At 66.9% G+C, this 22,835-nt stretch carries 22 protein-coding genes; 5 read left to right on the top strand and 17 right to left on the bottom strand.

The window, feature by feature from the left end; all coding sequences use genetic code 11:
- The first annotated feature begins 222 nt into the window (after positions 1–222).
- A complete protein-coding gene (locus J5T34_RS14100; protein WP_208580287.1) occupies positions 223–2,601 on the top strand; it encodes a penicillin-binding protein 1A in 2,379 nt (792 codons plus the stop codon).
- Between the two features lie 86 nt (positions 2,602–2,687).
- On the opposite strand, the gene cyaY is transcribed toward J5T34_RS14100, so the two are convergent.
- A complete protein-coding gene (gene cyaY / locus J5T34_RS14105) occupies positions 2,688–3,023 on the bottom strand; it encodes an iron donor protein CyaY (protein ID WP_208580288.1) in 336 nt (111 codons plus the stop codon).
- Between the two features lie 427 nt (positions 3,024–3,450).
- On the opposite strand from cyaY, the gene lysA reads away from it, so the two are divergent.
- Complete coding sequence (lysA, locus tag J5T34_RS14110; protein ID WP_208580289.1) at positions 3,451–4,710, top strand: diaminopimelate decarboxylase; 1,260 nt, start codon at positions 3,451–3,453, stop codon at positions 4,708–4,710.
- Here lysA and msrQ read toward each other — a convergent pair.
- The 6 genes from msrQ to J5T34_RS14140 all read right to left on the bottom strand — a co-directional run bounded on the left by msrQ (position 4,707) and on the right by J5T34_RS14140 (position 11,468).
- Positions 4,707–5,456: a protein-methionine-sulfoxide reductase heme-binding subunit MsrQ gene (gene msrQ / locus J5T34_RS14115; RefSeq protein ID WP_208580290.1), complete on the bottom strand. Its 750-nt coding sequence runs from the start codon at positions 5,454–5,456 to the stop codon at positions 4,707–4,709. The two genes, lysA and msrQ, sit on opposite strands and share 4 nt — an antisense overlap.
- Positions 5,457–5,475: 19 nt before the next feature.
- Positions 5,476–6,477 carry a protein-methionine-sulfoxide reductase catalytic subunit MsrP gene (gene msrP / locus J5T34_RS14120; protein ID WP_208580291.1) on the bottom strand — a complete coding sequence of 334 codons (1,002 nt, stop codon included), beginning with the start codon at positions 6,475–6,477 and terminating at the stop codon, positions 5,476–5,478.
- Between the two features lie 139 nt (positions 6,478–6,616).
- Positions 6,617–7,078 carry a COG4315 family predicted lipoprotein gene (locus J5T34_RS14125; RefSeq protein WP_208580292.1) on the bottom strand — a complete coding sequence of 154 codons (462 nt, stop codon included), beginning with the start codon at positions 7,076–7,078 and terminating at the stop codon, positions 6,617–6,619.
- Positions 7,079–7,228: 150 nt separating this feature from the next.
- Positions 7,229–8,437 (bottom strand): c-type cytochrome biogenesis protein CcsB, encoded by a 1,209-nt coding sequence (gene ccsB, locus J5T34_RS14130; protein ID WP_244258903.1) that lies wholly within the window; start codon positions 8,435–8,437, stop codon positions 7,229–7,231.
- Between the two features lie 10 nt (positions 8,438–8,447).
- Positions 8,448–10,664, bottom strand: a complete 2,217-nt coding sequence (locus J5T34_RS14135; RefSeq protein WP_208580293.1) for a cytochrome c biogenesis protein ResB — start codon at positions 10,662–10,664, stop codon at positions 8,448–8,450.
- Between the two features lie 144 nt (positions 10,665–10,808).
- Complete coding sequence (locus tag J5T34_RS14140) at positions 10,809–11,468, bottom strand: c-type cytochrome (RefSeq protein WP_006577451.1); 660 nt, start codon at positions 11,466–11,468, stop codon at positions 10,809–10,811.
- A gap of 291 nt (positions 11,469–11,759) precedes the next feature.
- Between J5T34_RS14140 and yihA the strand changes: the two genes are divergently transcribed.
- The 3 genes from yihA to J5T34_RS14155 all read left to right on the top strand — a co-directional run bounded on the left by yihA (position 11,760) and on the right by J5T34_RS14155 (position 15,120).
- A complete protein-coding gene (gene yihA / locus J5T34_RS14145; protein ID WP_208580294.1) occupies positions 11,760–12,494 on the top strand; it encodes a ribosome biogenesis GTP-binding protein YihA/YsxC in 735 nt (244 codons plus the stop codon).
- Positions 12,495–12,815: 321 nt separating this feature from the next.
- Complete coding sequence (hemB, locus tag J5T34_RS14150; protein WP_208580295.1) at positions 12,816–13,808, top strand: porphobilinogen synthase; 993 nt, start codon at positions 12,816–12,818, stop codon at positions 13,806–13,808.
- Between the two features lie 10 nt (positions 13,809–13,818).
- Positions 13,819–15,120: a magnesium transporter CorA family protein gene (locus J5T34_RS14155; protein WP_208580296.1), complete on the top strand. Its 1,302-nt coding sequence runs from the start codon at positions 13,819–13,821 to the stop codon at positions 15,118–15,120.
- A 45-nt stretch (positions 15,121–15,165) separates the two neighbouring features.
- Here the strand turns inward: J5T34_RS14155 and dsbD are convergent, their stop codons facing one another.
- From dsbD to secY, 10 genes are all read right to left on the bottom strand, one after another.
- Entirely contained in the window at positions 15,166–17,109 is a 1,944-nt protein-coding gene (gene dsbD, locus J5T34_RS14160; RefSeq protein ID WP_432207670.1) for a protein-disulfide reductase DsbD, read from the bottom strand.
- Between the two features lie 81 nt (positions 17,110–17,190).
- On the bottom strand, positions 17,191–17,520 hold the full coding sequence (gene cutA / locus J5T34_RS14165) for a divalent-cation tolerance protein CutA (protein WP_208580297.1): 330 nt from the start codon (positions 17,518–17,520) through the stop codon (positions 17,191–17,193).
- A 129-nt stretch (positions 17,521–17,649) separates the two neighbouring features.
- Positions 17,650–18,045 (bottom strand): 50S ribosomal protein L17, encoded by a 396-nt coding sequence (gene rplQ / locus J5T34_RS14170; protein ID WP_006577446.1) that lies wholly within the window; start codon positions 18,043–18,045, stop codon positions 17,650–17,652.
- A gap of 161 nt (positions 18,046–18,206) precedes the next feature.
- Entirely contained in the window at positions 18,207–19,187 is a 981-nt protein-coding gene (locus tag J5T34_RS14175; protein ID WP_149319741.1) for a DNA-directed RNA polymerase subunit alpha, read from the bottom strand.
- A 178-nt stretch (positions 19,188–19,365) separates the two neighbouring features.
- Positions 19,366–19,989 (bottom strand): 30S ribosomal protein S4, encoded by a 624-nt coding sequence (gene rpsD, locus J5T34_RS14180; protein ID WP_174107814.1) that lies wholly within the window; start codon positions 19,987–19,989, stop codon positions 19,366–19,368.
- A gap of 284 nt (positions 19,990–20,273) precedes the next feature.
- Positions 20,274–20,675: a 30S ribosomal protein S11 gene (gene rpsK / locus J5T34_RS14185; RefSeq protein WP_023264857.1), complete on the bottom strand. Its 402-nt coding sequence runs from the start codon at positions 20,673–20,675 to the stop codon at positions 20,274–20,276.
- Positions 20,676–20,700: 25 nt separating this feature from the next.
- On the bottom strand, positions 20,701–21,066 hold the full coding sequence (rpsM, locus tag J5T34_RS14190) for a 30S ribosomal protein S13 (RefSeq protein WP_006577443.1): 366 nt from the start codon (positions 21,064–21,066) through the stop codon (positions 20,701–20,703).
- Between the two features lie 19 nt (positions 21,067–21,085).
- Positions 21,086–21,202: a 50S ribosomal protein L36 gene (gene rpmJ / locus J5T34_RS14195; protein WP_006160433.1), complete on the bottom strand. Its 117-nt coding sequence runs from the start codon at positions 21,200–21,202 to the stop codon at positions 21,086–21,088.
- A 32-nt stretch (positions 21,203–21,234) separates the two neighbouring features.
- Positions 21,235–21,453 (bottom strand): translation initiation factor IF-1, encoded by a 219-nt coding sequence (gene infA / locus J5T34_RS14200; protein ID WP_006577442.1) that lies wholly within the window; start codon positions 21,451–21,453, stop codon positions 21,235–21,237.
- A 22-nt stretch (positions 21,454–21,475) separates the two neighbouring features.
- The gene (secY, locus tag J5T34_RS14205; protein WP_149319742.1) at positions 21,476–22,819 is read right to left on the bottom strand and encodes a preprotein translocase subunit SecY; all 1,344 of its coding nucleotides are present in this window, start codon (positions 22,817–22,819) and stop codon (positions 21,476–21,478) included.
- Positions 22,820–22,835: the final 16 nt, after the last annotated feature.

Raw genomic sequence — 22,835 nt, forward strand, 5'->3', positions numbered from 1 at the left:
CGGACATGGCAGCGGCAATGCGACGCCATGCCCATCGCGCCGGTTTTCGCAAGTCACGGCGCGATTGCAGTTGGGCCGCTGGCGCCCATACTGGTACGAGCGGCGACGACTTTTCGGTCTTACAACTTGTAACAGCATGGATGCGCCCGCCACGGCACTACCCGCCCGGGAGCCGCGGATGCGAGCGATATAATCCGGGCACCTCCAACTAGGTATTACCCAATGGCTACTGCACAACAGAAGCCGGCTAAACCGGCTCGCCGCCCGCTGTGGATACGCGCCAGCTACTGGGCGCTGGGCCTGATGGCCGCGGGTGTCGTCACGGTGGCCCTGCTGCTCGGCTACGCGCTTCTGGTGGCGGCGCCGAATCTGCCGTCGCTCGATACGCTGACCGACTACCGTCCCAAGATTCCGCTGCGCATCTACACCGCCGACAACGTGCTGATCGGCGAATTCGGCGAGGAGCGGCGCAATTTCGTGCCGATCGCCGAGATCCCCGACGTGATGAAGAAGGCCGTGCTGGCGATCGAGGACGATCGCTTCTACGAGCACGGCGGCGTCGATTTCATCGGCGTGCTGCGCGCGGGCCTCGCCAATCTGCGCGGCGGCCTGTCGCAGGGCGCGTCGACCATCACGATGCAGGTCGCGCGCAACTTCTTCCTGTCCAGCGAGAAGACCTACACCCGCAAGATCTACGAGATGATGCTGGCGTACAAGATCGAGGCGAACCTGAGCAAGGACCAGATCCTCGAGCTGTACATGAACCAGATCTATCTGGGACAGCGCGCCTACGGCTTCTCCAGCGCCGCGCGCGTGTACTTCGGCAAATCGATCAAGGACGTCACCGTGGCCGAGGCCGCGATGCTGGCCGGCCTGCCGAAGGCCCCGTCGGCCTACAACCCGGTGGTCAACCGCAAGCGCGCCAAGGTGCGGCAGGAATACATCCTGCAGCGAATGCGCGACCTGGGCTATATCACGCCGCAACAGTACGACGAGGCGGTGCACGAGGAACTGAAGGTCCGCAACGAGGGCAACGAGTTCTCGACCCACGCCGAATACGTGGCCGAGATCGTGCGCCAGCTGATGTACGCCCAATACCGCGAGGAGACCTACACGCGCGGCCTGACGGTGTACACCACGCTGACCAAGCCCGATCAGGACGCGGCCTACGAGGCCGTGCGCGCCGGCATCATGAATTACGAGCGCAAGCACGGCTACCGCGGTCCCGAGGCCTTCATCGACCTGCCGTCGGATCCGGCCGAGCGCGAGCAGGCCATCGACGATGCGCTGGTCGAGCATCCGGCCAGCGACGACATGCGCTCGGCGGTGGTCACCGCGGCATCGAGCAAGCAGGTCCGCGCGGTGCTGCTGTCCGGCGAGGAAGTGGTGATCGAAGGGTCGGCGCTGCGCTATATCGCGCCGTCGCTGGCGGCCAACGCGCAGCCCAAGGTCAAGATCCGTCCCGGCGCGATCATCCGCGTGGTGCAGAACGACAAGGGTGCGTGGTCGGTGGCGCAGCTGCCCGAGGTGGCCGCGGCGTTCATCTCGCTGAACCCGGAGGACGGCGAGATCCGCGCGATGGTCGGCGGCTTCGACTTCAACCGCAACAAGTTCAACCACGTCACGCAGGCGTGGCGCCAGCCGGGCTCGAGCTTCAAGCCGTTCATTTATACCGCCGCACTGGAGAAGGGCTTCTCGCCGGCGACCGTGATCAACGACGCGCCGCTGTCGATCGGCCCCGATACCGGCGGCCAGGTGTGGGAGCCGAAGAACTACGACGGCCGCTTCGAAGGCCCGATGACGATGCGCCGCGCGCTGGCCAAGTCGAAGAACCTGGTGTCGGTGCGGATCCTGCGCGCGATCGGCACGCAGTACGCGCAGGACTTCATCACGCGCTTCGGCTTCGAGGCCGACAAGCATCCGGCCTATCTGCCGATGGCGCTGGGCTCGGGCAGCGTGACGCCGCTGCAGATGGCGGGCGCCTACTCGGTGTTCGCCAACGGCGGCTATCGCATCAATCCGTACCTGATCCAGCGCGTGGTCGATTCGCGCGGCAACGTGCTGTCGGAGACCAAGCCGCAGCGCGCCGGCGAGGATGCGGTGCGGGTGCTCGATGCGCGCACGGCCTTTATCGCGGACAGCATGCTGCGCGACGTGGTGCGCACCGGCACGGCCTATACCGCCAAGCAGCGGCTGGGCCGCAACGACCTGGCGGGCAAGACCGGTACCACCAACGATGCGGTCGATGCCTGGTTCGCCGGCTATACGCCGAAGCTGGTGGCGGTGGCCTGGATGGGCTACGACCAGCCCAAGAGCCTGGGCGTGCGCGAGACCGGCGGCGGCCTGTCGCTGCCGATCTGGATCAGCTACATGTCGAAGATGCTCAAGGGCGTGCCCGAGAGCCCGGACCGCCAGCCGCCGGAAGGCGTGCTGATGGTGGCCGGCGACTGGACGCTGGAAGAGAATGCCGGCGGCGCCGGCGTGGCGTCGGTCGGTCTGGGCGACCCGTGGCCGGGCAAGGCGCCCGATCCCGGCGCGCCATCGGCTGCCGATCTGGAGCAGGAGAAGCGCCGCATCCTGGAGATGTTCGGCGGCGGCTGACGCGGCCGTACCTAAAGGCACAACGAAAAGGCCAGCCCGATGATGGGCTGGCCTTTTCGTTTGTGCTGCTTGTCGCGACGCCGGTGTCAGCCCAGCGTCAGCGTGGTCCCGGCCTGCTGGCTCAGATAGCGCGACAGCGCCTGATACAGCTCGGTGCCCTCGCGCGTGTCGACCCAGCGCTGGCCGTCGCGGCGGAAGTGAAAGCCCCCCGCGCGCGCCGCGACCCACAGCTCCTGCATCGGGGCCTGGCTGTTGATGATGATCTTCGAGCCGTCCTCGAACTCGAGCTCCATCACATTGCCGCTGCGGTTGATCTCGATATCGGCGTCGGCCGCATCGGCCGCCTGTTCGATCGCACTTTCCAGCCGATCCAGCTCGCCGGTCGCCAGCGCCAGGAACTCGCTTTCGCTCAAAAGGGACATGCTACACTCCAAGACCGCCAGCCGCGGCCGGTCCCTGTCTGGACCGCAGCGCGGCTGATGCATTTGTTCTGCGGGCCGCTCCGGATGCCTGCCGGCATCGCTGCCCGGCCACGGCGAATCCGGTCCATCCGGTCCGCCTCCCGTTCGACCCCTGTTTCCAAGGACGACCCGATGTTGCGTCGTGTTGCGATTGTAGCGGCGTTTGCCGCCGGCCTAGCGATGCCCCTGCTCGGCGGATGCGGCATCCGCGGCCCGCTGGTGATGCCGCAGCGCCCGCCCGCGCCGGTGCAGCCCAGCGTTCCCGACCCCGGCCTGTCGCAGCCGGACGCCGCGCCGATGCCGGCGCGCACGCCGCCGGCCCGCACGTCTTCGTCGTCTTCATCGCCCTCGTCCGCCGCGCCCGCGTCCGCACCCGCCGCCCGATAACATGACCGCATTCTTCCATCGCCGCGACCGTGCCCTCGCCGTCGAACAGGTGCCGCTCGCGCGCATCGCCGAACAATTCGGCACGCCGACCTACGTTTATTCGCGCGCGGCGCTGACCGCCGCCTACCAGGCGTACGCCGCCGCCTGCGCCGGCCATCGCGCCCGCGTGCAATACGCGATGAAGGCCAACTCGAACCTGGCCGTGCTGCAGGTCTTCGCGCAGCTGGGCGCGGGCTTCGACATCGTGTCGGGCGGCGAACTGCAGCGCGTGCTGGCGGTGGGCGCCGATCCGCGCAAGGTCGTGTTCTCGGGCGTGGGCAAGTCCGAGGCCGAGATGGAACTGGCGCTGGCGCACGACGTGCTGTGCTTCAACGTCGAATCGATCCCCGAGCTCGATCGCCTGAATGCGGTCGCGGGCCGCGTCGGCAAGCGCGCGCGCGTGTCGCTGCGGATCAATCCGGACGTCGACGCACGCACCCATCCGTATATCTCCACCGGGCTCAAGGGCAACAAGTTCGGCATCGCCTTCGACGACGTGCTGCCGACCTACCGCGCCGCCGCCGCGCTGCCGCATCTGGAGATCACCGGCATCGACTGCCATATCGGCTCGCAGATCACCGAGGTCGCGCCGTATCTGGAGGCGCTGGACAAGGTGCTCGACGTGGTCGAGGCGCTCGAGCGCGAAGGCATCGTGCTGTCGCATATCGATGTCGGCGGCGGGCTGGGCATCACCTATGACGACGAGACGCCGCCCGATATCACCGGCTTCGCCCGCACGCTGCTCGAGCGCGTGGCGCAGCGCGGCCACGGCCATCGCGAGGTGCTGTTCGAACCGGGCCGTTCGCTGGTCGGCAATGCGGGCGTGCTGCTGACGCGCGTCGAATTCCTCAAGCCCGGCGAGGCCAAGAACTTCTGCATCGTCGACGCGGCGATGAACGATCTGGCGCGCCCGGCGATGTACGAGGCGTTCCATCGGATCGAGCCGGTGGTGCCGCATGCGGGTGAAGCGGTGACCTATGACGTGGTCGGCCCGGTGTGCGAATCGGGCGACTGGCTGGGCCGCGATCGCGCGCTGGCGGTGACGCCGGGCGATCTGCTGGCGGTGATGTCCGCCGGCGCCTATGGCTTCGTGATGAGCTCGAACTACAACACCCGTCCGCGCGCGGCCGAGGTGATGGTCGATGGCGACGCGGTGCATCTGGTGCGCGCCCGCGAGCGCGTCGAGGACCTGTTCCGCGACGAGAAGCTGCTGCCGCGCTAACGTCGCGTCGACTGGCGCGACGGCGCCCTCGTCCCGGTGGTGTTGGTGTCAGTGTTGGCGCCGGCGCGGGCCGTCCCGCGCCACCACCACCACAGCCGCGCGCCGAGCAGCGCCGCCACCACGGCGGCGTAGATCGACACCTCGCCGAAATCGTTCTTGCCGGCCTTGTGCCACCAGTAGTGCAGGATCGCCAGCACCGCGATCGCATAGATACTGCGGTGCAGGGCCTGCCAGCGCCGGCCGCCCAGCCGGCGCACCATCGCATGCGTCGAGGTCGCGGCCAGCGGCACCATCAGCACGAACGCGGCAAACCCCATCGTGATGAACGGACGCTTGAACACGTCCTTGGCCATGTAGGCCAGATCGAAGCCGCGGTCCACGCCGAGCCACAGCAGGAAGTGCAGCGTGCCGTAGAAGAAGGCGAACAGACCCAGCAGTCGCCGTATCCGCAGCAGCCAGCTCCAGCCGCTCAGACGCCGCAGCGGCGTCACCGCCAGCGTCGCGCACAGCATCACCAGCGTCCACGTGCCGGTGGAGCGCGTGACGAATTCCAGCGGATTGACGCCGTACTGGCCGGTCGCGCCCAGGTACACGAGCCGCGCGAACGGCAGCAAGGCCAGTACCCAGATCAGCGTCTTCAGCGCGCGCAGCCGCGTGGGCGACAAGGTGCCGGGCGTGGCGCTAGCCCGGCGCCCGCCCGCAGCTGCGGTACGCGGGGCGGCCGGCGTCGTCTCGGTGGAAGGCATGCGGTAGTCCGAAGACGGGCTAGAAGAACTTGCGCAGATCCATGCCCTGATACAGCGAGGCGACCTGCTGCGCGTAGCCGTTGAACGGCAGCGTCTTGCGCTTGGGCGCGAACAGCGCCGCAAAGCCGCCGCCCTTGTCGTCGCCGATGCGGCGCTCGGTGGCCTGGCTCCAGCGCGGATGGTCGACCTCCGGATTGACGTTCGAATAGAAGCCGTACTCCTGCGGCGCGGCCAGGTTCCAGCTGGTGGCGGGCTGCTTGTCGACGAAGCGGATCGCGACGATCGACTTGGCGCTCTTGAAGCCGTACTTCCACGGCACCACGATGCGCACCGGCGCGCCGTTCTGGTTCGGCAGCACCTCGCCGTACAGCCCGAAGGTCAGCAAGGTCAGCGGATGCATGGCCTCGTCCAGGCGCAGGCCTTCGCGATAGGGCCAATCCAGCACCGGGCTGCCCAGTCCGGGCATCTGCTTCTTGTCGGCCAGCGTCACGAACTCGACGAACCTGGCGCTGCCCAGCGGCTCGGCGCGCCGGATCAGCTCGGCCAGCGGAAAGCCGATCCACGGAATCACCATCGACCATCCCTCGACGCAGCGCAGCCGGTAGACCCGCTCTTCCATCGCGGCCATCTTCATCAGGCCGTCGATGTCATAGACCTTGGGCTGCCGCACCAGCCCTTCGACCTTGACCTGCCACGGACGCGTCCGCAGCGTGCCGGCGTTGCGCGCCGGGTCGGCCTTGTCGGTACCGAACTCGTAGAAGTTGTTGTAGGTGGTGACGTCCTCGTAAGGCGTGCGCTTCTCGGTCACCACATAGGCGGGGTTGGCGGTGGCCGCCAGCTTCTGCCCGCGGCCCGGCTGCGCCAGCGCCTGGCGTGCGGCCCACGGTGCCAGCGTGCTGCCGGCCGCGCCGGCGGCGACCATCGCCAGCCAGCGGCGGCGCGCGGCGAACGCTTCCGGCGGCGTGATCTCGCTGGACGGGATGTCGTCGCCGCGCAGCCATTTCGGAGAGGGAATCCACATCGTCGTTCCTTGCTTGGCGGAGCGCCGGCGCGCGGCGGTTCTGCGGGGCTGCGGAACCGTGCCGGGCCGGCACACTTTGGACCGGCCGGCGGACCATTGGTGCGTAGGGTCCGGCCCCGCGGTGCCCGTGGCGGATGCCTTACGGCGTGGCGATGTGCCAGACGTTCATCACCTTGTCGCCGGTACGGTCGCCCGGCTTGGTGTCCTTGGCGAAGCGGTACAGCGGCTTGCCGCGATAGGCCCACTGACGGCTGCCGTCGTCGCGCGTGATGATGGTGTATTGGCCGGTGGCCGAGGTGCCGGGCTGGGCCAGCAGTGGCGGCCAGTTGACCGCGCATTGTCCGTTGCAGACGCTCTTGCCGCTGCCCGCCGTATCGCGGTCGAAGGTGTACAGCGTCAGGCCCTGCGGATCGGTCAGCACGCCGTTGCTGACCTTGACCGTCGGCGGCATGTTGCCGCTGGTGCTGGCCGTGCTGCCGCCGCTGGCGCTGCTGCTGCCCGAGCCCATGCCCATGCCGGAACAGGCGGTGAGCAGGATGGCGGCGGCGACGGTCACGGGAAGGGCAAGACGACCGGAAGCGGTAAAGCGCGAGAGGGTCATGATGTCTGTCTCCAGGAAAAGGCGGCGCCGCCCACCGGCGCCGTGTTTCCCAGTAAACACCCTCAGGCGCCGTTTTATTCCCTTTCCATAAAAAAACCTGCCCAAAAGGGCAGGTTTGCTCGCTTCACTGACCGATAAGTTACTTACGAATCACAGTTCACCGTAGCTATGCAGGCCGGACAGGAACATGTTGACGCCGAGGAAGGCGAAGGTCGTGATCAAGAGCCCGATCAGCGCCCACCAGGCGGCCATCGCGCCGCGCAGCCCCTTGATCAGCCGCATGTGCAGCCAGGCGGCGTAGTTCAGCCAGACGATCAGCGCCCACGTTTCCTTCGGATCCCAGCTCCAGTAGCCTCCCCAGGCCTCGGCCGCCCACAGCGCGCCGAGGATGGTGGCGATCGTGAAGAAGGCGAAACCGACCGCGATCGCCTTGTACATGACGTCGTCGAGCAACTCCAGCGCCGGCAGGCGCTCGGCCAGGATGCCGCGCTGCTTCAGCAGATACGCCACCGCGACCATCGCGGCCAGCGCGAAGGTGCCGTAGCCGATGAAGTTGGCCGGTACATGGATCTTCATCCACCAGCTCTGCAGCGCGGGCACCAGCGGCTGGATTTCATGCGCATCGCGGCTGACCGTGTACCACAGCAGAAAGCCGACCGCGGCCGACACCACCAGCATCACGAACGGGCCCAGCGCGCCGGTGCGGTAGCGGCCCTCGTAGTACAGATGGAACAGCGTGGTGATCAGCACGAACAGCACGAAGACTTCGTACAGGTTCGACACCGGGATATGGCCGATATCGGGACCGATCAGATAAGACTCGTACCAGCGCACCAGCATGCCGGTAAAGCCGAGCACCACCGCTGCCCAGGCCAGCTTGTGGCCGATGCCGTAGCCGGTCTGCGAGCGCGCCAGCAGGCCGCCCCAGTAGAACAGCGTCGACAGGAACACCAGCGCGCACATCCACAGGATGGCTGACTGGCTCGACAGCAGGTACTTGAGCAGGAAGGCCTGCTCCGCGCGCGCCAGTTCGCCCTGATACAGCTGGACCGCGAGCAGCGCCAGCACCGCCAGGCCGATCATCAGCGCGCGCACCGGCTTCCAGTGCCAGCCCAGCAGCGCGAAGGTCGGCACCGCGCCGATCAGCACCGCCTTGTCGTAGCCGTCCATCCACTGGCCGTAGCGCGCCAGGCCGACGCCGGCGCCCACCACCAGCAGCAGCGCGAACAGCCAGTCCAGCCACGACAGCCGGCGCAGAAACGACGGCTCCAGATACGAGGTGTCCGCTGCCGACGCGACGTGCCCTTCGGTCGCCGGGGCGTTGGCGGGGGCGTGCAGCTTGGAAGAATTGGAAGACATGACGAAATCCCTACCGTGTCGCCGGCGCCGGGGGCGGCGCGTCCTGCGCTGCCGCCGCGGCACGCTGCACGTCCTCGCGCAGCGCGGCGAATTCCTTCTCGAAGTCCAGGGTGCGCCGCTGGGTCGACATCGCCATCAGCACGTGGCTGCCGGCGGCGCGTTGCGCGCCATCGTTCGGCGCGCCGGTCGGCTGTGCATCCGGCTTGGCATCCTTCACCCAGACCCACACGCGGCGCTCGCGGATATAGAGCATGGCGAACACGCCCAGTACCAGCAGCAGGCAGCCAAGATACACGATGTTCTTGCCAGGCGCACGGGTCATCTGGAACACGCTGGCCTTGACCTCCTGGAAGTCGTCCAGCTGCAGAAACACCGGCGCCACATAGAAGAAACTGTCCGACAGCGCGTTGATCGCCTGCTGCAGGAAGGCGCCGCTCTGCGCGCTGTTGGCAACCACCGGCAGGTCGGCGCGTTCGCGCGCGAGCTGCCACAGCTCCCACATCGAGCCGTTCAGGATCTTCAGCAGCACGTCGGCGGCCTTCTGCTGCTCGGTCTGCGGCACCGACCGCTCGAGGAAGGCCGCGATCGCGGCGAAGCCGCCCGGCGGCGCATCGGCATCGTGCCGCGCCGCGCCGGCGAACAGATCGAGCGCGCGCCGCGCGCTTTCGGCCAATTGCGAGCGCACCTCGGCCTTGTCGCCGCCCGGCATCGACGCCAGCGCGAAGCGGCGCGCGGCCTCGCCGCGCAGCGCGCTGTCCTGCAGCGCCGCGCGCAGCCGCATCCAGTCGGCCACGCTGCCCTGCTCGTCGGCCGGAATGCGCAGATAGCGGAACGGCTCGCTCGGCGAATCGCGCGTGCCGGCGAGGAACACCGACTGGCCGTCGAGCTGGACCGGCACCATGTAGTTGTGGAATTCGCGCGCCTGGCCGTTGCGGTCGCGCAGCTTGTACTGGACCGACGGGCCGACATTGCGCAGCTGCTTCTCGCGCTCGGGATTGGCCGCGGCGCCCAGCCGCGCCCCGAGGCGCTCGTTCAGCGAGCGCGTGGCGACGCCGCGCGCATCGGCCTTGCCCGAGGCATCGGTGATGTTCTCGATGTTCATCAGCCGGAAGTCGCTGAACTCGACCGTCAGCCCTTCCGCGTCGACCCCGCTGCCGGTGCCCTTGAGCGGCGCGCTGTTGCCGACCGTGCCGGCAAACGCGAAGCTCGCCGCCGAGTTGCCCCGCATCGGATAGCCGACGAACTTCAGCCGCGAGCCGCCGTCCTCGAAGCTGGACTGGTAGATCGCGATGCCGTCGACGATCAGCGGTTCATTGACCTTGATGGTGGCGGCGGTCTGCTTGCCGGTCGCACGGTCGGTGACGACCACGTCGGAGGCGAACAGCTTGGGCATGCCGGTCGAGTAATGCTCGATGACGAATTTCTTCAGCGTCAGCGTGAACGGCAGATCCTGCACCAGCGCCCCGTCGGCAACGTTCAGGATCGCGGTCGACACCGTGGCGCCCTCCGGCACAAAGGCATTGCCGCGAAAGCCCGGGTTGCTGCTGGAGAGCCGGTGCTGCGGCGGAATCTCGTTGATCACCGCATTGCCGCTGATCGGCGTCTTGCCGCCGAACCACATCTGCGCGCGGATCAGCATGTCGCCATCGAGCAGGCCGCCGATGCAGATCACCACGATCGCCGCGTGCGCAAGGATATAGCCCAGCTTGTTGGCGGCGCCGGCCTTGGCCGCCAGCAGCGTGGCGCCCTCGTGCTCGATCTGGCGCACCCGATAGCCGCGGTTGGCCAGCAGCCCGCCCAGCCGCTGCACCGCGCCCGCGCGCGACGGCGCGGCATCGAACTCGACGCGGTGATGGAAGGCGCGCAGGCTGCGCTCGCGCACATGGTCCTTCCACGAGCGCATGTCCGCCACCATCTTCGGCGCATTGCGGATCAGGCACAGCGAGGTCGACACCACCAGGAAGGCCAGGATCAGCAGGAACCACCACGAGCCGTACACCTTCTGCAGCGACAGCGCGTGGAACAGCTCGGCCCAGAACGGACCGAACTGGTTGACGTAGTTGGCGTACGGCTCGTTCTGCTTGAGCACGGTGCCGATCACGCTGGCGATCGAAATCACCGACAGCAGCGCGATCGCAAAGCGCATCGACGAGACCAGCTCGACGGTATCGCGCAGCAGGCGGTGGGTGGTCTTCAGGCGCAGGCCCGAAGTGGAAGCGGTCGGCATGGCAGGAAAGGCAGGAGCGCAGCGCGCAAAAGACAAAGAGGGAGGCTCGCTCACGCAGGCCACCCTCTTCGATTATCGCCGGCTGGTTTGGTTGCGCCCCACCCGCGCCGGCGAGGGCCGGCCGGCTCGGGGGTACCGGCGGGCTTAGCGCAGGCCGGCGACGTAGTCGGCCACCGCCTTGATCTCGGCGTCGGACATCCGCGCCGCGACCTCGGTCATCACCGCGTTGTTCTTGCGGCCGCCCTGGCGGAAGGCCACCAGCTGGGCCTCGGTGTACTCGGAGAACTGGCCGCCGATGCGCGGATACTGCGCCGGGATACCGGCGCCGGCCGGGCCGTGGCAGGCGGCGCACGCGGGCACGCCCTTGTTGGCGATGCCGGCGCGGTAGATCTTCTGACCCAGCTCGATGGTGTCCTTGTTCTTCGCGGAGGCCGGCTTCTGCGTCTGGCGCGCCAGATAGGCGCCGACGTCGCGCATTTCCTGATCGGTCAGCTGCGCCGCGATCGGCGTCATGATCGGGTTGTTGCGGACCTTGGCCTTGAAGTCGGCCAGCTGCTTGTGGGCGTATTCGGGATGCTGCGCGGCCAGTTTCGGATTGACCGCGGCGCCGCTGTTGCCGTTGGCGCCGTGGCAGCTCAGACAGGCGGGAACATTGCGATCCGGCGCGCCCTGCGTGTAGAGGGTCTCGCCCTTGGCCGGGTCCGCCTTGGCGGCGGCTTGCTCGGCGGCCGAGGCCAGACCCGTGAAGGCCGTTGCCGGCAAGGCCAGTGCTACGACAGCCACAAGTTTCGCAATGCCATTCATTCGCACACCTTGTCTGAATTGTTTTGAATTCGCTATCGCGTGCCGGTCAGCCTCCGGCCTGCGATGAGGACGCGCATTGGGGCGAAAAGACGGGACAGACCCGTTGGCAGACCACTGCCGGCCAGTCATTGCCCGATACTGTCCGGGTCATGCCAGCCGCCAACAAGGCCAAAAGAACGTCGAACGCCACCCGGCCGGGAGGCCGTTAACCGCGGTATTGTACAATAAATCGCTTCCCGGATAGACGCCTGGCGCACTCCCGCGCGGGCCTCCCCGACCCTGCCTCTCCTCATGTCCCTTCTCCACCAGGCCCGCTTCTTCACCACCGTCAACCATCTGCGCGACCTGCCGGCCACCGCCGTGCCCGAAGTCGCCTTCGCCGGACGGTCCAATGCGGGCAAGTCGACCGCCATCAACGTGCTGTGCAACCAGAAGCGGCTGGCGTTCTCGTCGAAGACGCCCGGCCGCACGCAGCACATCAACTTTTTTGCAGTGGCGCCGGTCAAGGCGCCCGATCCGCTGGCCTTCCTGGTCGACCTGCCGGGCTACGGCTATGCGCAGGTCTCCGGCTCGGCCAAGTACCACTGGCAATCGCTGCTGAGCGACTACGTGCAGGCCCGGCAGCAACTGGCCGGGCTGGTGATCATGATGGATGCGCGCCGGCCCTTCACCGACCTCGATTGCCAGATGGTCGAGTGGTTTCTGCCCACCGGCAAGCCGATCCATGTGCTGCTGACCAAGGCCGACAAGCTGACGAGCAGCGAGAACGCGCTGGCGCTGCGCGAGACGCGCCGCGTGCTGGCCGACTATGCGGCCCAGCTGGAGAACCCGCCCTTGCTGACCGCGCAGTTGTTCTCGAGCCTGAAGCGCCGCGGCATCGAGGAGGCGCAGCGCCATATCGCCGGATGGCTGGGGCTGCCCGAGGCGCAGCCGGCCGCGGGCGCGGCGCCGGCGGCCGATGCAACGCCGCAGGCCGGCGACGCAGCGCCCGGCGACGAGCCCGGCAGCGGCGGAACCCCGTCGTAACCCGGCGAGCAAAACCAGCCAGCCAACAAGCGCGCAAAAAAAACCCCGCTGCAAGCAACGGGGGGGAATATTCCCGCCGCGAGGCGGGTACCCGCTCAGGGAGGAGTAGCGGGGGACCTCGCGCCACGCACGCGGCGCAACGCAAAGGGTCCGCGAGTATGATAGCGGGCACGCACAAAAGTTTAGTTTTTTATTGGACGCGGGACGCTGCCGCCCGTCAGGCCAAGCCCCTGCCACATCTGGTCCGTTCGCCGTGACGCCGTGATCGCCCAGGTATCGTGGGCCGCCTCGCTCCGCCGTCCCCTGACTGACGATCCCACCATGTCCACCTTCCCCGAATTCCGCCCCCGCCGCATGCGCCGCGACGATTTCTCGCGCCGGCTGATGCGCGAGCACCGGCTGTCGCCGGACAACCTGATCTATCCCGTGTTCGTGCTCGACGGACAGGGCCAGCGCCAGAGCGTCGCGTCGATGCCCGGCGTCGAACGCGTGTCGGTGGACCTGCTGCTGCCGGTGGCCGAGCAATGCGTGCAGCTGGGCATTCCCGTGATCGCGCTGTTCCCGGTCATCGATCCGTCGCTGAAGACGCCCGACGGCATCGAGGCCACCCGCGAGGACGGGCTGATTCCGCGCGCCGTGCGCGCGCTGAAGGACCGCTTCCCCGAGCTCGGCGTGCTGACCGATGTCGCGCTCGACCCGTACACCAGCCACGGCCAGGACGGCGTGCTCGATGCCGACGGCTACGTGCTGAACGAGGAAACGGTGGAGATCCTGGTGCGCCAGGCGCTGACCCAGGCCGCGGCCGGCGTCGACATCGTCGCGCCGTCGGACATGATGGACGGCCGCATCGGCGCCGTGCGCAACGCGCTCGAAGACGCGGGCCAGATCCACACGCGCATCATGGCGTACTCGGCCAAGTACGCGTCGGCGTTCTACGGCCCCTTCCGCGACGCGGTGGGCTCGGCCGCCAATCTGGGCAAGGGCAACAAGATGACCTACCAGATGGACCCGGCCAACACCGACGAGGCGCTGCGCGAGGTCGCGCAGGACATCATGGAAGGCGCCGACATGGTGATGGTCAAGCCGGGCATGCCGTATCTGGACATCGTTCGGCGCGTCAAGGACGAGTTCCGCTTCCCGACCTACGTCTACCAGGTCAGCGGCGAGTACGCGATGCTGAAGGCCGCCGCGCAGAACGGCTGGCTCGACCACGACAAGGTCATGATGGAATCGCTGCTGGCGTTCCGCCGCGCCGGGGCCGACGGCATCCTGACCTATTTCGCGCTCGACGCCGCCCGCCTGCTGGCGCGCTGATCCCTCGCGCATGCAGCTGCTCGGTTTTTCCGCCAGCCAGGTTCATCCGCTCGACTCGCTCGAGGCCGCCCGCGCCTTTCTCGCCGAACAGGCCGCGCCGCGCTTCGTCTGGGTCGATTGCACGCTTGCCGAGGTCAGCGCCGCACCGGCGGCCTGGCGCGATCAATTGCAGACGCTGACCGGGGCGCCGGTGCTCGACCTGCATCTGGCCGACGCCACCAACGCCGCGCATCCGTCGTTCTTCGATACGACGCATGCCTACGACATGGTGATCTTCCGCAAGCTGACGTTCGAGACCAGCCGGCTGATTGCGGAGGCGGGTAGCGAAGGGCCCGCGCCGGCTGTCGCCAAGACCAACGGCGGCGGCGCGGAGACTGCGGCAACTGCGGCAAGTGCGACAGCTTCGACAACTTCGGCGACGACGGCGGCACCAGCGGCGACGGCCACCACGTCTGGAGCATCCGCCGCAGCCGCAAAGCCGCGCCGCCACCCGCCCGGCTTTCTGCCCGCGCTGGCGCGCATCGATACGCAGCCGGTGGCCTTCTTCGTGTTCGACCATGTGCTGGCCACCGTGCGGCCCGGCCAGTCGCGCACGATCGAGCAGGTGCGCCAGCGGCTGCTCGAGCTGACCCGCGCGCCGCGGTCGGAAGTCCGCGCCAACGGCGGCACGGCGCTGGTGCACGGCATTCGTCCGCCGACGCGCCCCGAGGACCTGATGCTGCGGCTGCTCAATGCGATGGTCGACCGCTATCTCGAACTGCGCGCACCGCTGACGCGGCAGCTGGACCGCTGGCAGCGCGCGCTCCTCAACGCGCGCAGCGGCTTCTCCAGCTGGGAGGGCCTGCTCGATGCGCGCATCCAGCTGCGCCGGCTCGAACATCTATGCGAGGAACAACGCGACGCGCTGCAGGAATTCCGCGACAGCCTGCTCGACAACACCTACAGCGACCCGGCCGGCGGTACTGCCAACGACCGCGACGAGGTGCTGCTGGTGCGCATCAACGATGTGATGGAACACATCCTGCGCGTGCTGGCGCATGCGCGGCGGCTCGAGGATTCGATCGAATCCGCGGTGCAGATCCACTTCTCGGCGGTCGCGCACCGGACCAACCGCACGATGCGGATGCTGACGATGATCACCGCGCTGTTCATGCCGCTGACACTGATCACCGGCATCTTCGGCATGAACTTCGAGCGCATGCCGTGGCTGCAGGAGCCCAGCGGCTTCTGGTGGTCGATCTCGCTGATGGGGGCGGTAGTGGTCGGAATCGCGGCGATGTGGGCGGTCGGCCGCTGGCTGTGGCGGGAGTGATGTAGCGCGAGCGATTCGGCGCGGGACGGCCGGCCTGGGCGCGAGTCAGGCGCCCGCCGGTCCGAACGCGCGCTCCAGGCTCGCCAGGAATCGCCCGGCTGCCTGATAGCCGATCACCCGCACCGGCAGTTCGCGCCCGTCGTCGCCGAACAGGATGATGCCCGGCGGGCCGAACAGGCCGAAGCGCTTGAGCAGCGCCTTGTCGTCGGCGTTATTGGCGGTGACGTCGGCCTGCAGCATCACCACGTCCGCCAGTCGTGCCTGCACGCGCGGATCGCTGAAGGTGAAGCGCTCCATCTCCTTGCAGCTGACGCACCAGTCCGCATAGAAGTCCAGCAGCACCGGCTTGCCGGCTGCGCTGGCCTGCGCGATGCGGGCATCGAGCTCGGCCACCGAGCGAACCCGTTCGAAACGCACCGCCTCGGCCGCCGGCGCGTCGTCGCGGGCGCCCGCCACCAGATGCGACAGCGGCTGCAGCGGATTGCGGCTGCCCGAGGCCAGGCCCACCAGCAGGATCGCGCCGGCCAGCGCGGACAGCACGCCGAGCCCCTTGCCGAGCCGCGCCACCGGATGCGGCTCGTTGCCCAGACCATCGAAGGCCCGCAGAAACACCGCGCCGACCAGCAGCAGCGTCGCCCAGCCGAGCATCGACAGCCAGGCCGGCAGCACCGGTCCGATCATCCACAGCGCGACCCCGAGCAGCAGGAAGCCGAACACGCGCTTGGTCGCTTCCATCCAGCGGCCCGCGCGTGGCAGCAGATTGCCGGCGCCGACGCCGACCAGCAGCAGCGGCACGCCCATGCCGGTCGCCATCGAAAACAACGCGGTGCCGCCGGTCCAGGCGTCGCCGCTCTGCGCGATATAGGCCAGCGCGCCGGCCAGCGGCGCGGTCACGCAGGGGCCGACGATCAGCGCCGAGATGGCGCCCATCGCCCCGGCGCCGGCGATCTGGCCGCCCGGGCGGCGATTGGCCGAGTCGGCAAGCCGCGTCTGCCAGCGCTGCGGCAGCTGCAGTTCATAGAGGCCGAACATCGACAGCGCCAGGGCCACCATCAACGCGGCAAACAGCGCCAGCACCCACGGCTGCTGCAGCGTCGCCGCCAGCCCTTCGCCGATCAGCCCCGCGGCGACGCCCACCGCGGTGTACACCACCGCCATGCCGAGCACATAGGCCAGCGACACCACGAAGGCGCGGCCGCGGTGCAGATGCTCGCCGACCACGATGGACGACAGGATCGGCACCATCGGCAGCACGCAAGGGGTGAAGGTCAGCAGCAGGCCGAGGCCGAAGAACAGCGCGACGATGGTCAGCAGCTGGCCGCCGGCGAGCGTCGCGGCGATGCGGCCGCTGTCGTCGACCGCCTTGCCGGTATCGGCCCTGGTGACGGCGCCCAGACCTGCGCCCTCGGTACCCGAGGCGAGCGGCGTGGCGGCCGCGATGGACGCGTTGGAACGGCCGCCGAGCAGCGCGCCAATGCCGGCGCCGCCGCCGACCTGGTAGACGCTCTCCATCGGCGGATAGCACAGGCCCTTGTCCGCGCAGCCCTGCGAGGTCACGACCAGCGTCCATTTGCCGTCCTCGGGCGCAGACTCGACCGGCACGCGGATGGTCACCGTGTCGCGGTAGGTCTCCATCTCCTTGCCGAAGGTCTCGTCGAACTTGACCTTGCCGGCAGGCAGGGCGGGCGCGCCGAGCTTGACCTGCGCCGGTTGCGCGGCGAAGGCGAAGCGTTCGCGGTACATGTAGTAGCCCGGCGCGACATCGAAACGGACCTCGACGGTGCGCGCATCGAGGGTGCGGGCGGCGAAGCGGAACGCCTGCTCGGGCGGCAGGAACTCGTCCTGATCGGCGGCACGGGCGAGTCCGGCGCCAAGGCACAGCCAGGCCGTCAGCATCGCCAGCGCGATCGCGGCCAGCGTTTGCCAGCTTCGCCAGCGTTGTGCTCCCTGCCGCGTGCCCCTGTCCATCGACCCCAAGCTGCTGCCCATCGTTCGGTTTCCTGCCTGTTATTGGTTATGTCGCTGCGCCTTGTCTCTTTGCGCCTTGTCTCTTTGCGCCATGCCTCTGGGCTATGTCGCCGCGGTCTGCTCGCGTACCCAGTCGAGATAGCCCGGCAAGCCCGCCATCACGGGCAGCGCGACGATCTCGGGCACGTCGTAGGGATGGTGCTGGCGGATGACCGCTTCGAGCGCGTCGTAGCGCGCCCGTGTGGTCTTGATCAGCAGCGGCAGTTCGCGCGCGGTCTCGATTGCCCCTTGCCACCAGTACTGCGACTCGCAGGCCGGCAAGCGGTTCACGCACGCGGCGACCCGCGCTTCCAGCAGCGCGCGGGTCAATGCGGCGGCGCTGTCCTCGTCCGGCAGCGTGGTGATCACCACGAGTACCTCCGATGCGTCCATCGACACCTCCTGCATGACGTCGGCCCAAAAACAAAAGAGCCAGGCAATTGCCTGGCTCGATTGTAAGCGGTTCGCCTATCCGCGGCGCCGGTGGGGCCGCCGCGTCGGATTGGCGAGGGGGCGAAGGTCTTACTCCGCAGCTTCCTCGGCCGGGGCCTCGGTCACTTCCGGACGATCGACCAGCTCGACCAGCGCCATCGGCGCGTTGTCGCCCTGACGGAAGCCGAACTTCAGGATGCGGGTGTAGCCGCCCGGACGGGTGGCGTAGCGCGGGCCCAGTTCGTTGAACAGCTTGGTGACCATGTCGCGGTCGCGCAGGCGGGCGAAAGCCAGACGGCGGTTGGCGACGGTGTCCTTCTTGGCCAGCGTGATCAGCGGCTCGACGACCTTGCGCAGTTCCTTGGCCTTCGGCAGCGTGGTCTTGATCAGCTCGTGCTGGAACAGCGAGTTGGACATGTTGCGCAGCATCGCGAGACGGTGCGACGAGGTGCGGTTCAGTTTCCGCAAACCATGACGGTGACGCATGATGATTCCTTTCTAGAACAGTGTTTGACCAGCTCTTCTATCGCCAGCACATTCCGGTCGGAGCGTGCCGGCGCGGGCCGGTAGTCGGTTTGCGCCGCCCGGCCATCTGGCCTGAGCAGCAGGGACTGGCGGCGGACGCCGACTGGCGCCCGCCGCGCAGATTACTTCTCCAGGCCGGCGGGCGGCCAGTTCTCGAGCTTCATGCCGAGCGTCAGGCCACGCGAAGCGAGGACTTCCTTGATCTCGTTTAGCGACTTGCGACCCAGGTTCGGGGTCTTCAGCAGCTCGTTCTCGGTACGCTGGATCAGGTCGCCGATGTAATAGATGTTCTCGGCCTTCAGGCAGTTGGCCGAGCGCACCGTCAGCTCCAGGTCGTCGACCGGGCGCAGCAGGATCGGGTCGATCTGCGGCGCGCGGCTCGAAGCGGCTTCCGCCGACGACTCGGTGCCTTCCAGCGCGGCGAACACGGACAGCTGGTCGACCAGGATGCGCGCCGATTGACGGATCGCTTCCTCGGGCGAGATCACGCCGTCGGTTTCGATGTTCATCACCAGCTTGTCCAGGTCGGTACGCTGCTCGACACGGGCCGATTCGACCGCGTACGAGACGCGGCGCACCGGCGAGAACGAGGCGTCCAGCACGATGCGGCCGATCACCTTGTTCGACTCGTCGCCGAACTTGCGAACGTTGCCCGGCACATAGCCGCGGCCCTGTTCGACCTTGATCTGCATGTCCAGCTTGCCGCCGGCGGACAGATGGGCGATCACGTGGCCGGGGTTGATGATCTCGACATCGTGCGGCAGCTCGATATCGGCGGCCGTCACCACGCCTTCGCCTTCCTTGCGCAGCGACACCGTGACTTCATCGCGGTTATGCAGCTTGAAGACGACGCCCTTCAGGTTCAGCAGCAGGTTGACGACGTCTTCCTGCACGCCGTCGATGGTGGAATATTCGTGGACCACCCCAGCGATCGTCACTTCGGTCGGGGCATAGCCGACCATGGACGACAGCAGCACGCGACGCAGGGCGTTACCGAGCGTATGGCCGTAGCCGCGCTCGAACGGCTCCATCACGACTTTGGCGTGATGATCGCCCAGCGGCTCGACGGCGATGATTTTTGGCTTGAGGAGTGCTGTTTGCATTAGGTTGTCCTTTTCAATACCCTCGGCTCGTTACACCGATAAGGCTGAGTTTTGGAACCCGAAAAAACCCATCGTACGATGGGCAATAAGCCCGGCGCGCCGAAGCGCGCCGGGCTGGAGATGGAGCTCGACGAGAAATCGCAAGCCGCGGCCGTTGTAGGCGAACGGGTCCGGGCGATTAACGCGAATACAATTCGACGATCAGGCTTTCGTTGATGTCGCCCGAGATATCGGCGCGATCCGGCACTTGCTTGAAGGTGCCTTCGAACTTCTTGGCGTCGACGGCCACCCAGGTCGGGAAGCCCGACTGCTCGGCCAGCGACAGCGACTCGGCGATACGCGCCTGCTTCTTGGCCTGTTCGCGGATCGACACCACGTCGCCGACCTTGATCTGTGCCGACGGCACGTTCAGGGTCTGGCCGTTGACCAGGATCGCCTTGTGCGACACCAGCTGGCGCGCTTCGGCACGGGTCGAGCCAAAGCCCATCCGGTACACGACGTTGTCCAGGCGCGTTTCCAGCAGTTGCAGCAGGTTCTCGCCGGTGTTGCCCTTGCGGCGGTCGGCCTCGGCAAAGTAGCGGCGGAACTGGCGCTCGAGGACGCCGTAGATGCGCTTGACCTTCTGCTTTTCACGCAGCTGGGTGCCGTAGTCCGAGGTACGGGCGCCCGAGGTACGGCCGTGCTGGCCCGGCTTGCTGTCCAGCTTGCACTTGTCGGCGAGCGAGCGGCGCGCGCTCTTCAGGAACAGGTCGGTGCCTTCACGGCGGGAAAGTTTGGCCTTCGGGCCGGTATAACGTGCCACTTTATCTTCCTTACTGATTCGATCGCGACGCCAGGATCGACGCGCCGCGAGTCCGCCTGCTTGCATCCGCCCGGAAAGGCGGTGATGGCGAACGGTGGGCTTATCCAACGCGCGCGGCCCGACGGCTGCGCGCCACACTATGAATTCGCACGGAATTCCGACGATCTGTCCGGAAGCAACCGCTGGCGCGGATGCCTCGCCGACAAAACGCGGCATTCTATCACAACAAGAACGACAGGACCCGCGCCCGGAAAATCCGGCGCGGGTCCGGCGATGCCTGACGCTTAGATACGGCGGCGCTTCGGCGGACGGCAGCCGTTGTGCGGCACCGGCGTGACGTCTTCGATCACGGCGATCTTGATGCCCAGCGCGTTCAGCGCACGGACAGCCGATTCGCGACCCGGGCCCGGGCCCTTGATGCGCACTTCCAGGTTCTTGATGCCCTGGTCTTGCGCCACGCGGCCGGCGTTCTCGGCAGCAACCTGGGCTGCGAACGGGGTCGACTTGCGCGAACCCTTGAAGCCCTGGCCACCCGAGGTCGCCCACGACAGGGCATTGCCCTGACGGTCGGTGATCGTGATGATCGTGTTGTTGAACGAGGCGTGGACGTGCGCGATGCCGTCGGCAACGTTCTTCTTGACCTTCTTACGCGCGCGCTGGGCGGCGTTGTTCGGACCTTTTGCCATTAGTTATCTTCCTCTGCCTAGGGCGTTACTTCTTCAGAGCCACGCCGGCCTTACGCGGACCCTTGCGGGTACGGGCGTTCGTGCGGGTGCGCTGGCCACGCAGCGGCAGGCCGCGGCGGTGACGCAGGCCACGATAGCAACCAAGGTCCATCAGACGCTTGATGTTCATCGTGGTTTCACGACGCAGGTCACCCTCGACCGTGACCTTGCCCACTTCGTCGCGAAGCTTTTCCAGGTCGGCGTCGGTCAGATCCTTGACCTTCTTGTCAAAAGGAACGCCAGTGGCCTCGCAAATCTTGCGAGCGCGCGAGCGGCCGATACCGTAAATCGCCGTCAGGCCGATCTCGGTATGCTTGTGATTCGGGATGTTAACCCCTGCGATACGTGCCATTCGTCAATCCTCTTTACGATTAGCCTTGGCGTTGCTTGTGGCGGGGATCCGACGAGCAGATCACGCGCACGACACCGTTGCGCTTGATAACTTTGCAGTTGCGGCAAATGCGCTTAACAGAAGCCAGCACTTTCATGATTTTCCTCTTCCTTCAATTCCTGTTTCGGCTCACTTCGTCCGGAAGACGATGCGCGCGCGTGACAGATCGTATGGCGTCAATTCGACCGTAACTTTGTCCCCCGGCAGGATGCGGATGTAGTGCATCCGCATCTTCCCGGAGATATGGCCCAGCACGACATGGCCATTTTCCAGCTTCACCCTGAAGGTCGCATTGGGCAGGTTTTCGATTACCTCACCCTGCATCTGGATGACGTCGTCTTTAGCCATACCTAGCCTGTCCTGACCCGGCTCAGCGCAAAGTCAGGTTACCTTTGAAATTGGCCTTCTTCAGCAACGACTCATACTGCTGCGACATGACGTAGGACTGGACCTGCGCCATGAAGTCCATCGTGACGACCACGATGATCAGCAGCGAAGTTCCGCCGAAATAGAACGGCACGTTCCAGCGCAGCACCAGGAATTCCGGCAACAGGCAGACCAGTGTGATGTAGATCGCACCAGCCAGCGTCAGTCGCACCAGAATCTTGTCGATATAGCGCGTCGTCTGCTCGCCAGGACGGATGCCCGGAATGAAGGCACCGCTTTTCTTCAGGTTGTCCGCAACTTCCCGGCTGTTGTACACCAACGCCGTATAGAAGAAGCAGAAGAACACGATTGCCGCAGCATAGAGCAGGATGTACACCGGCTGGCCGGGCGACAGGGTCGCGGCCAGGTCCTTGATGAACCTGCCCACGGCGCCGGTCGAATCCGACGTGAACCAGCCCGCGATCGTCGCCGGGAACAGGATGATCGACGATGCGAAGATCGGCGGAATCACCCCTGCCATGTTCAGCTTCAGCGGCAGGTGCGACGACTGACCGCCGTACACCTTGTTGCCGACCTGACGCTTGGCGTAGTTCACCAGGATCTTGCGCTGGCCGCGTTCGACGAACACCACCGCAAACGTCACCGCGATCACGATCGCCACGATGAAGATCGCCGCGATGATGCTCATCGAGCCGGTACGGACCAGTTCGAACAGCCCGCCGATCGCATTGGGCAAGCCCGCCGCGATACCGCCGAAGATGATGATCGAGATGCCGTTGCCCAGTCCGCGCTCGGTGATCTGCTCACCCAGCCACATCAGGAACATCGTGCCGGTCACCAGCGTGATCACCGCGGTAGCGCGGAACATCATGCCGGGGTCGATCACCAGGCCCGGTTGCGACTCGAGCGCGACCGCGATCGAGAACGCCTGGAAGGTCGCCAGCAGCACGGTCCCGTAACGGGTGTACTGGGTGATCTTCCGCTGTCCGGCCTGCCCTTCCTTCTTCAGCGATTCCAGCTGCGGCAGCACGATCGTCAGCAACTGCATGATGATCGACGCCGAGATGTACGGCATGATGCCGAGCGCGAACACGGTGAAGCGCGACAGCGCGCCCCCCGAGAACAGGTTGAACATCCCGAGGATGCCACCCGACTGACTCTGGAACAGCTGCGCCAGTTGCTCCGGATCGATTCCCGGCACCGGAATATGCGCACCGATGCGGTAGACGATCAGGGCCAGCACCAGGAACATCAGCCGGCGCTTGAGATCGCCGTACTTCGCCGTGTTCCTGGCCTGTGCGCTTGCATTGGGTTTCGCCGTGGCCAAACGATGCTCCGACTTG

It is taken from the genome of Cupriavidus gilardii (assembly GCF_017598945.1).
Classification (GTDB): domain Bacteria; phylum Pseudomonadota; class Gammaproteobacteria; order Burkholderiales; family Burkholderiaceae; genus Cupriavidus; species Cupriavidus gilardii_E.

Excerpts from the sequence above, each read along its gene's own strand:
- J5T34_RS14100 (WP_208580287.1), top strand. The coding sequence starts at position 223 with ATGGCTACTGCACAACAGAAGCCGGCTAAACCGGCTCGCCGCCCGCTG.
- cyaY (WP_208580288.1), bottom strand. The coding sequence starts at position 3,023 with ATGTCCCTTTTGAGCGAAAGCGAGTTCCTGGCGCTGGCGACCGGCGAG.
- lysA (WP_208580289.1), top strand. The coding sequence starts at position 3,451 with ATGACCGCATTCTTCCATCGCCGCGACCGTGCCCTCGCCGTCGAACAG.
- msrQ (WP_208580290.1), bottom strand. The coding sequence starts at position 5,456 with ATGCCTTCCACCGAGACGACGCCGGCCGCCCCGCGTACCGCAGCTGCG.
- msrP (WP_208580291.1), bottom strand. The coding sequence starts at position 6,477 with ATGTGGATTCCCTCTCCGAAATGGCTGCGCGGCGACGACATCCCGTCC.
- J5T34_RS14125 (WP_208580292.1), bottom strand. The coding sequence starts at position 7,078 with ATGACCCTCTCGCGCTTTACCGCTTCCGGTCGTCTTGCCCTTCCCGTG.
- ccsB (WP_244258903.1), bottom strand. The coding sequence starts at position 8,437 with ATGTCTTCCAATTCTTCCAAGCTGCACGCCCCCGCCAACGCCCCGGCG.
- J5T34_RS14135 (WP_208580293.1), bottom strand. The coding sequence starts at position 10,664 with ATGCCGACCGCTTCCACTTCGGGCCTGCGCCTGAAGACCACCCACCGC.
- J5T34_RS14140 (WP_006577451.1), bottom strand. The coding sequence starts at position 11,468 with ATGAATGGCATTGCGAAACTTGTGGCTGTCGTAGCACTGGCCTTGCCG.
- yihA (WP_208580294.1), top strand. The coding sequence starts at position 11,760 with ATGTCCCTTCTCCACCAGGCCCGCTTCTTCACCACCGTCAACCATCTG.
- hemB (WP_208580295.1), top strand. The coding sequence starts at position 12,816 with ATGTCCACCTTCCCCGAATTCCGCCCCCGCCGCATGCGCCGCGACGAT.
- J5T34_RS14155 (WP_208580296.1), top strand. The coding sequence starts at position 13,819 with ATGCAGCTGCTCGGTTTTTCCGCCAGCCAGGTTCATCCGCTCGACTCG.
- dsbD (WP_432207670.1), bottom strand. The coding sequence starts at position 17,109 with ATGGGCAGCAGCTTGGGGTCGATGGACAGGGGCACGCGGCAGGGAGCA.
- cutA (WP_208580297.1), bottom strand. The coding sequence starts at position 17,520 with ATGGACGCATCGGAGGTACTCGTGGTGATCACCACGCTGCCGGACGAG.
- rplQ (WP_006577446.1), bottom strand. The coding sequence starts at position 18,045 with ATGCGTCACCGTCATGGTTTGCGGAAACTGAACCGCACCTCGTCGCAC.
- J5T34_RS14175 (WP_149319741.1), bottom strand. The coding sequence starts at position 19,187 with ATGCAAACAGCACTCCTCAAGCCAAAAATCATCGCCGTCGAGCCGCTG.
- rpsK (WP_023264857.1), bottom strand. The coding sequence starts at position 20,675 with ATGGCAAAAGGTCCGAACAACGCCGCCCAGCGCGCGCGTAAGAAGGTC.
- rpsM (WP_006577443.1), bottom strand. The coding sequence starts at position 21,066 with ATGGCACGTATCGCAGGGGTTAACATCCCGAATCACAAGCATACCGAG.
- rpmJ (WP_006160433.1), bottom strand. The coding sequence starts at position 21,202 with ATGAAAGTGCTGGCTTCTGTTAAGCGCATTTGCCGCAACTGCAAAGTT.
- infA (WP_006577442.1), bottom strand. The coding sequence starts at position 21,453 with ATGGCTAAAGACGACGTCATCCAGATGCAGGGTGAGGTAATCGAAAAC.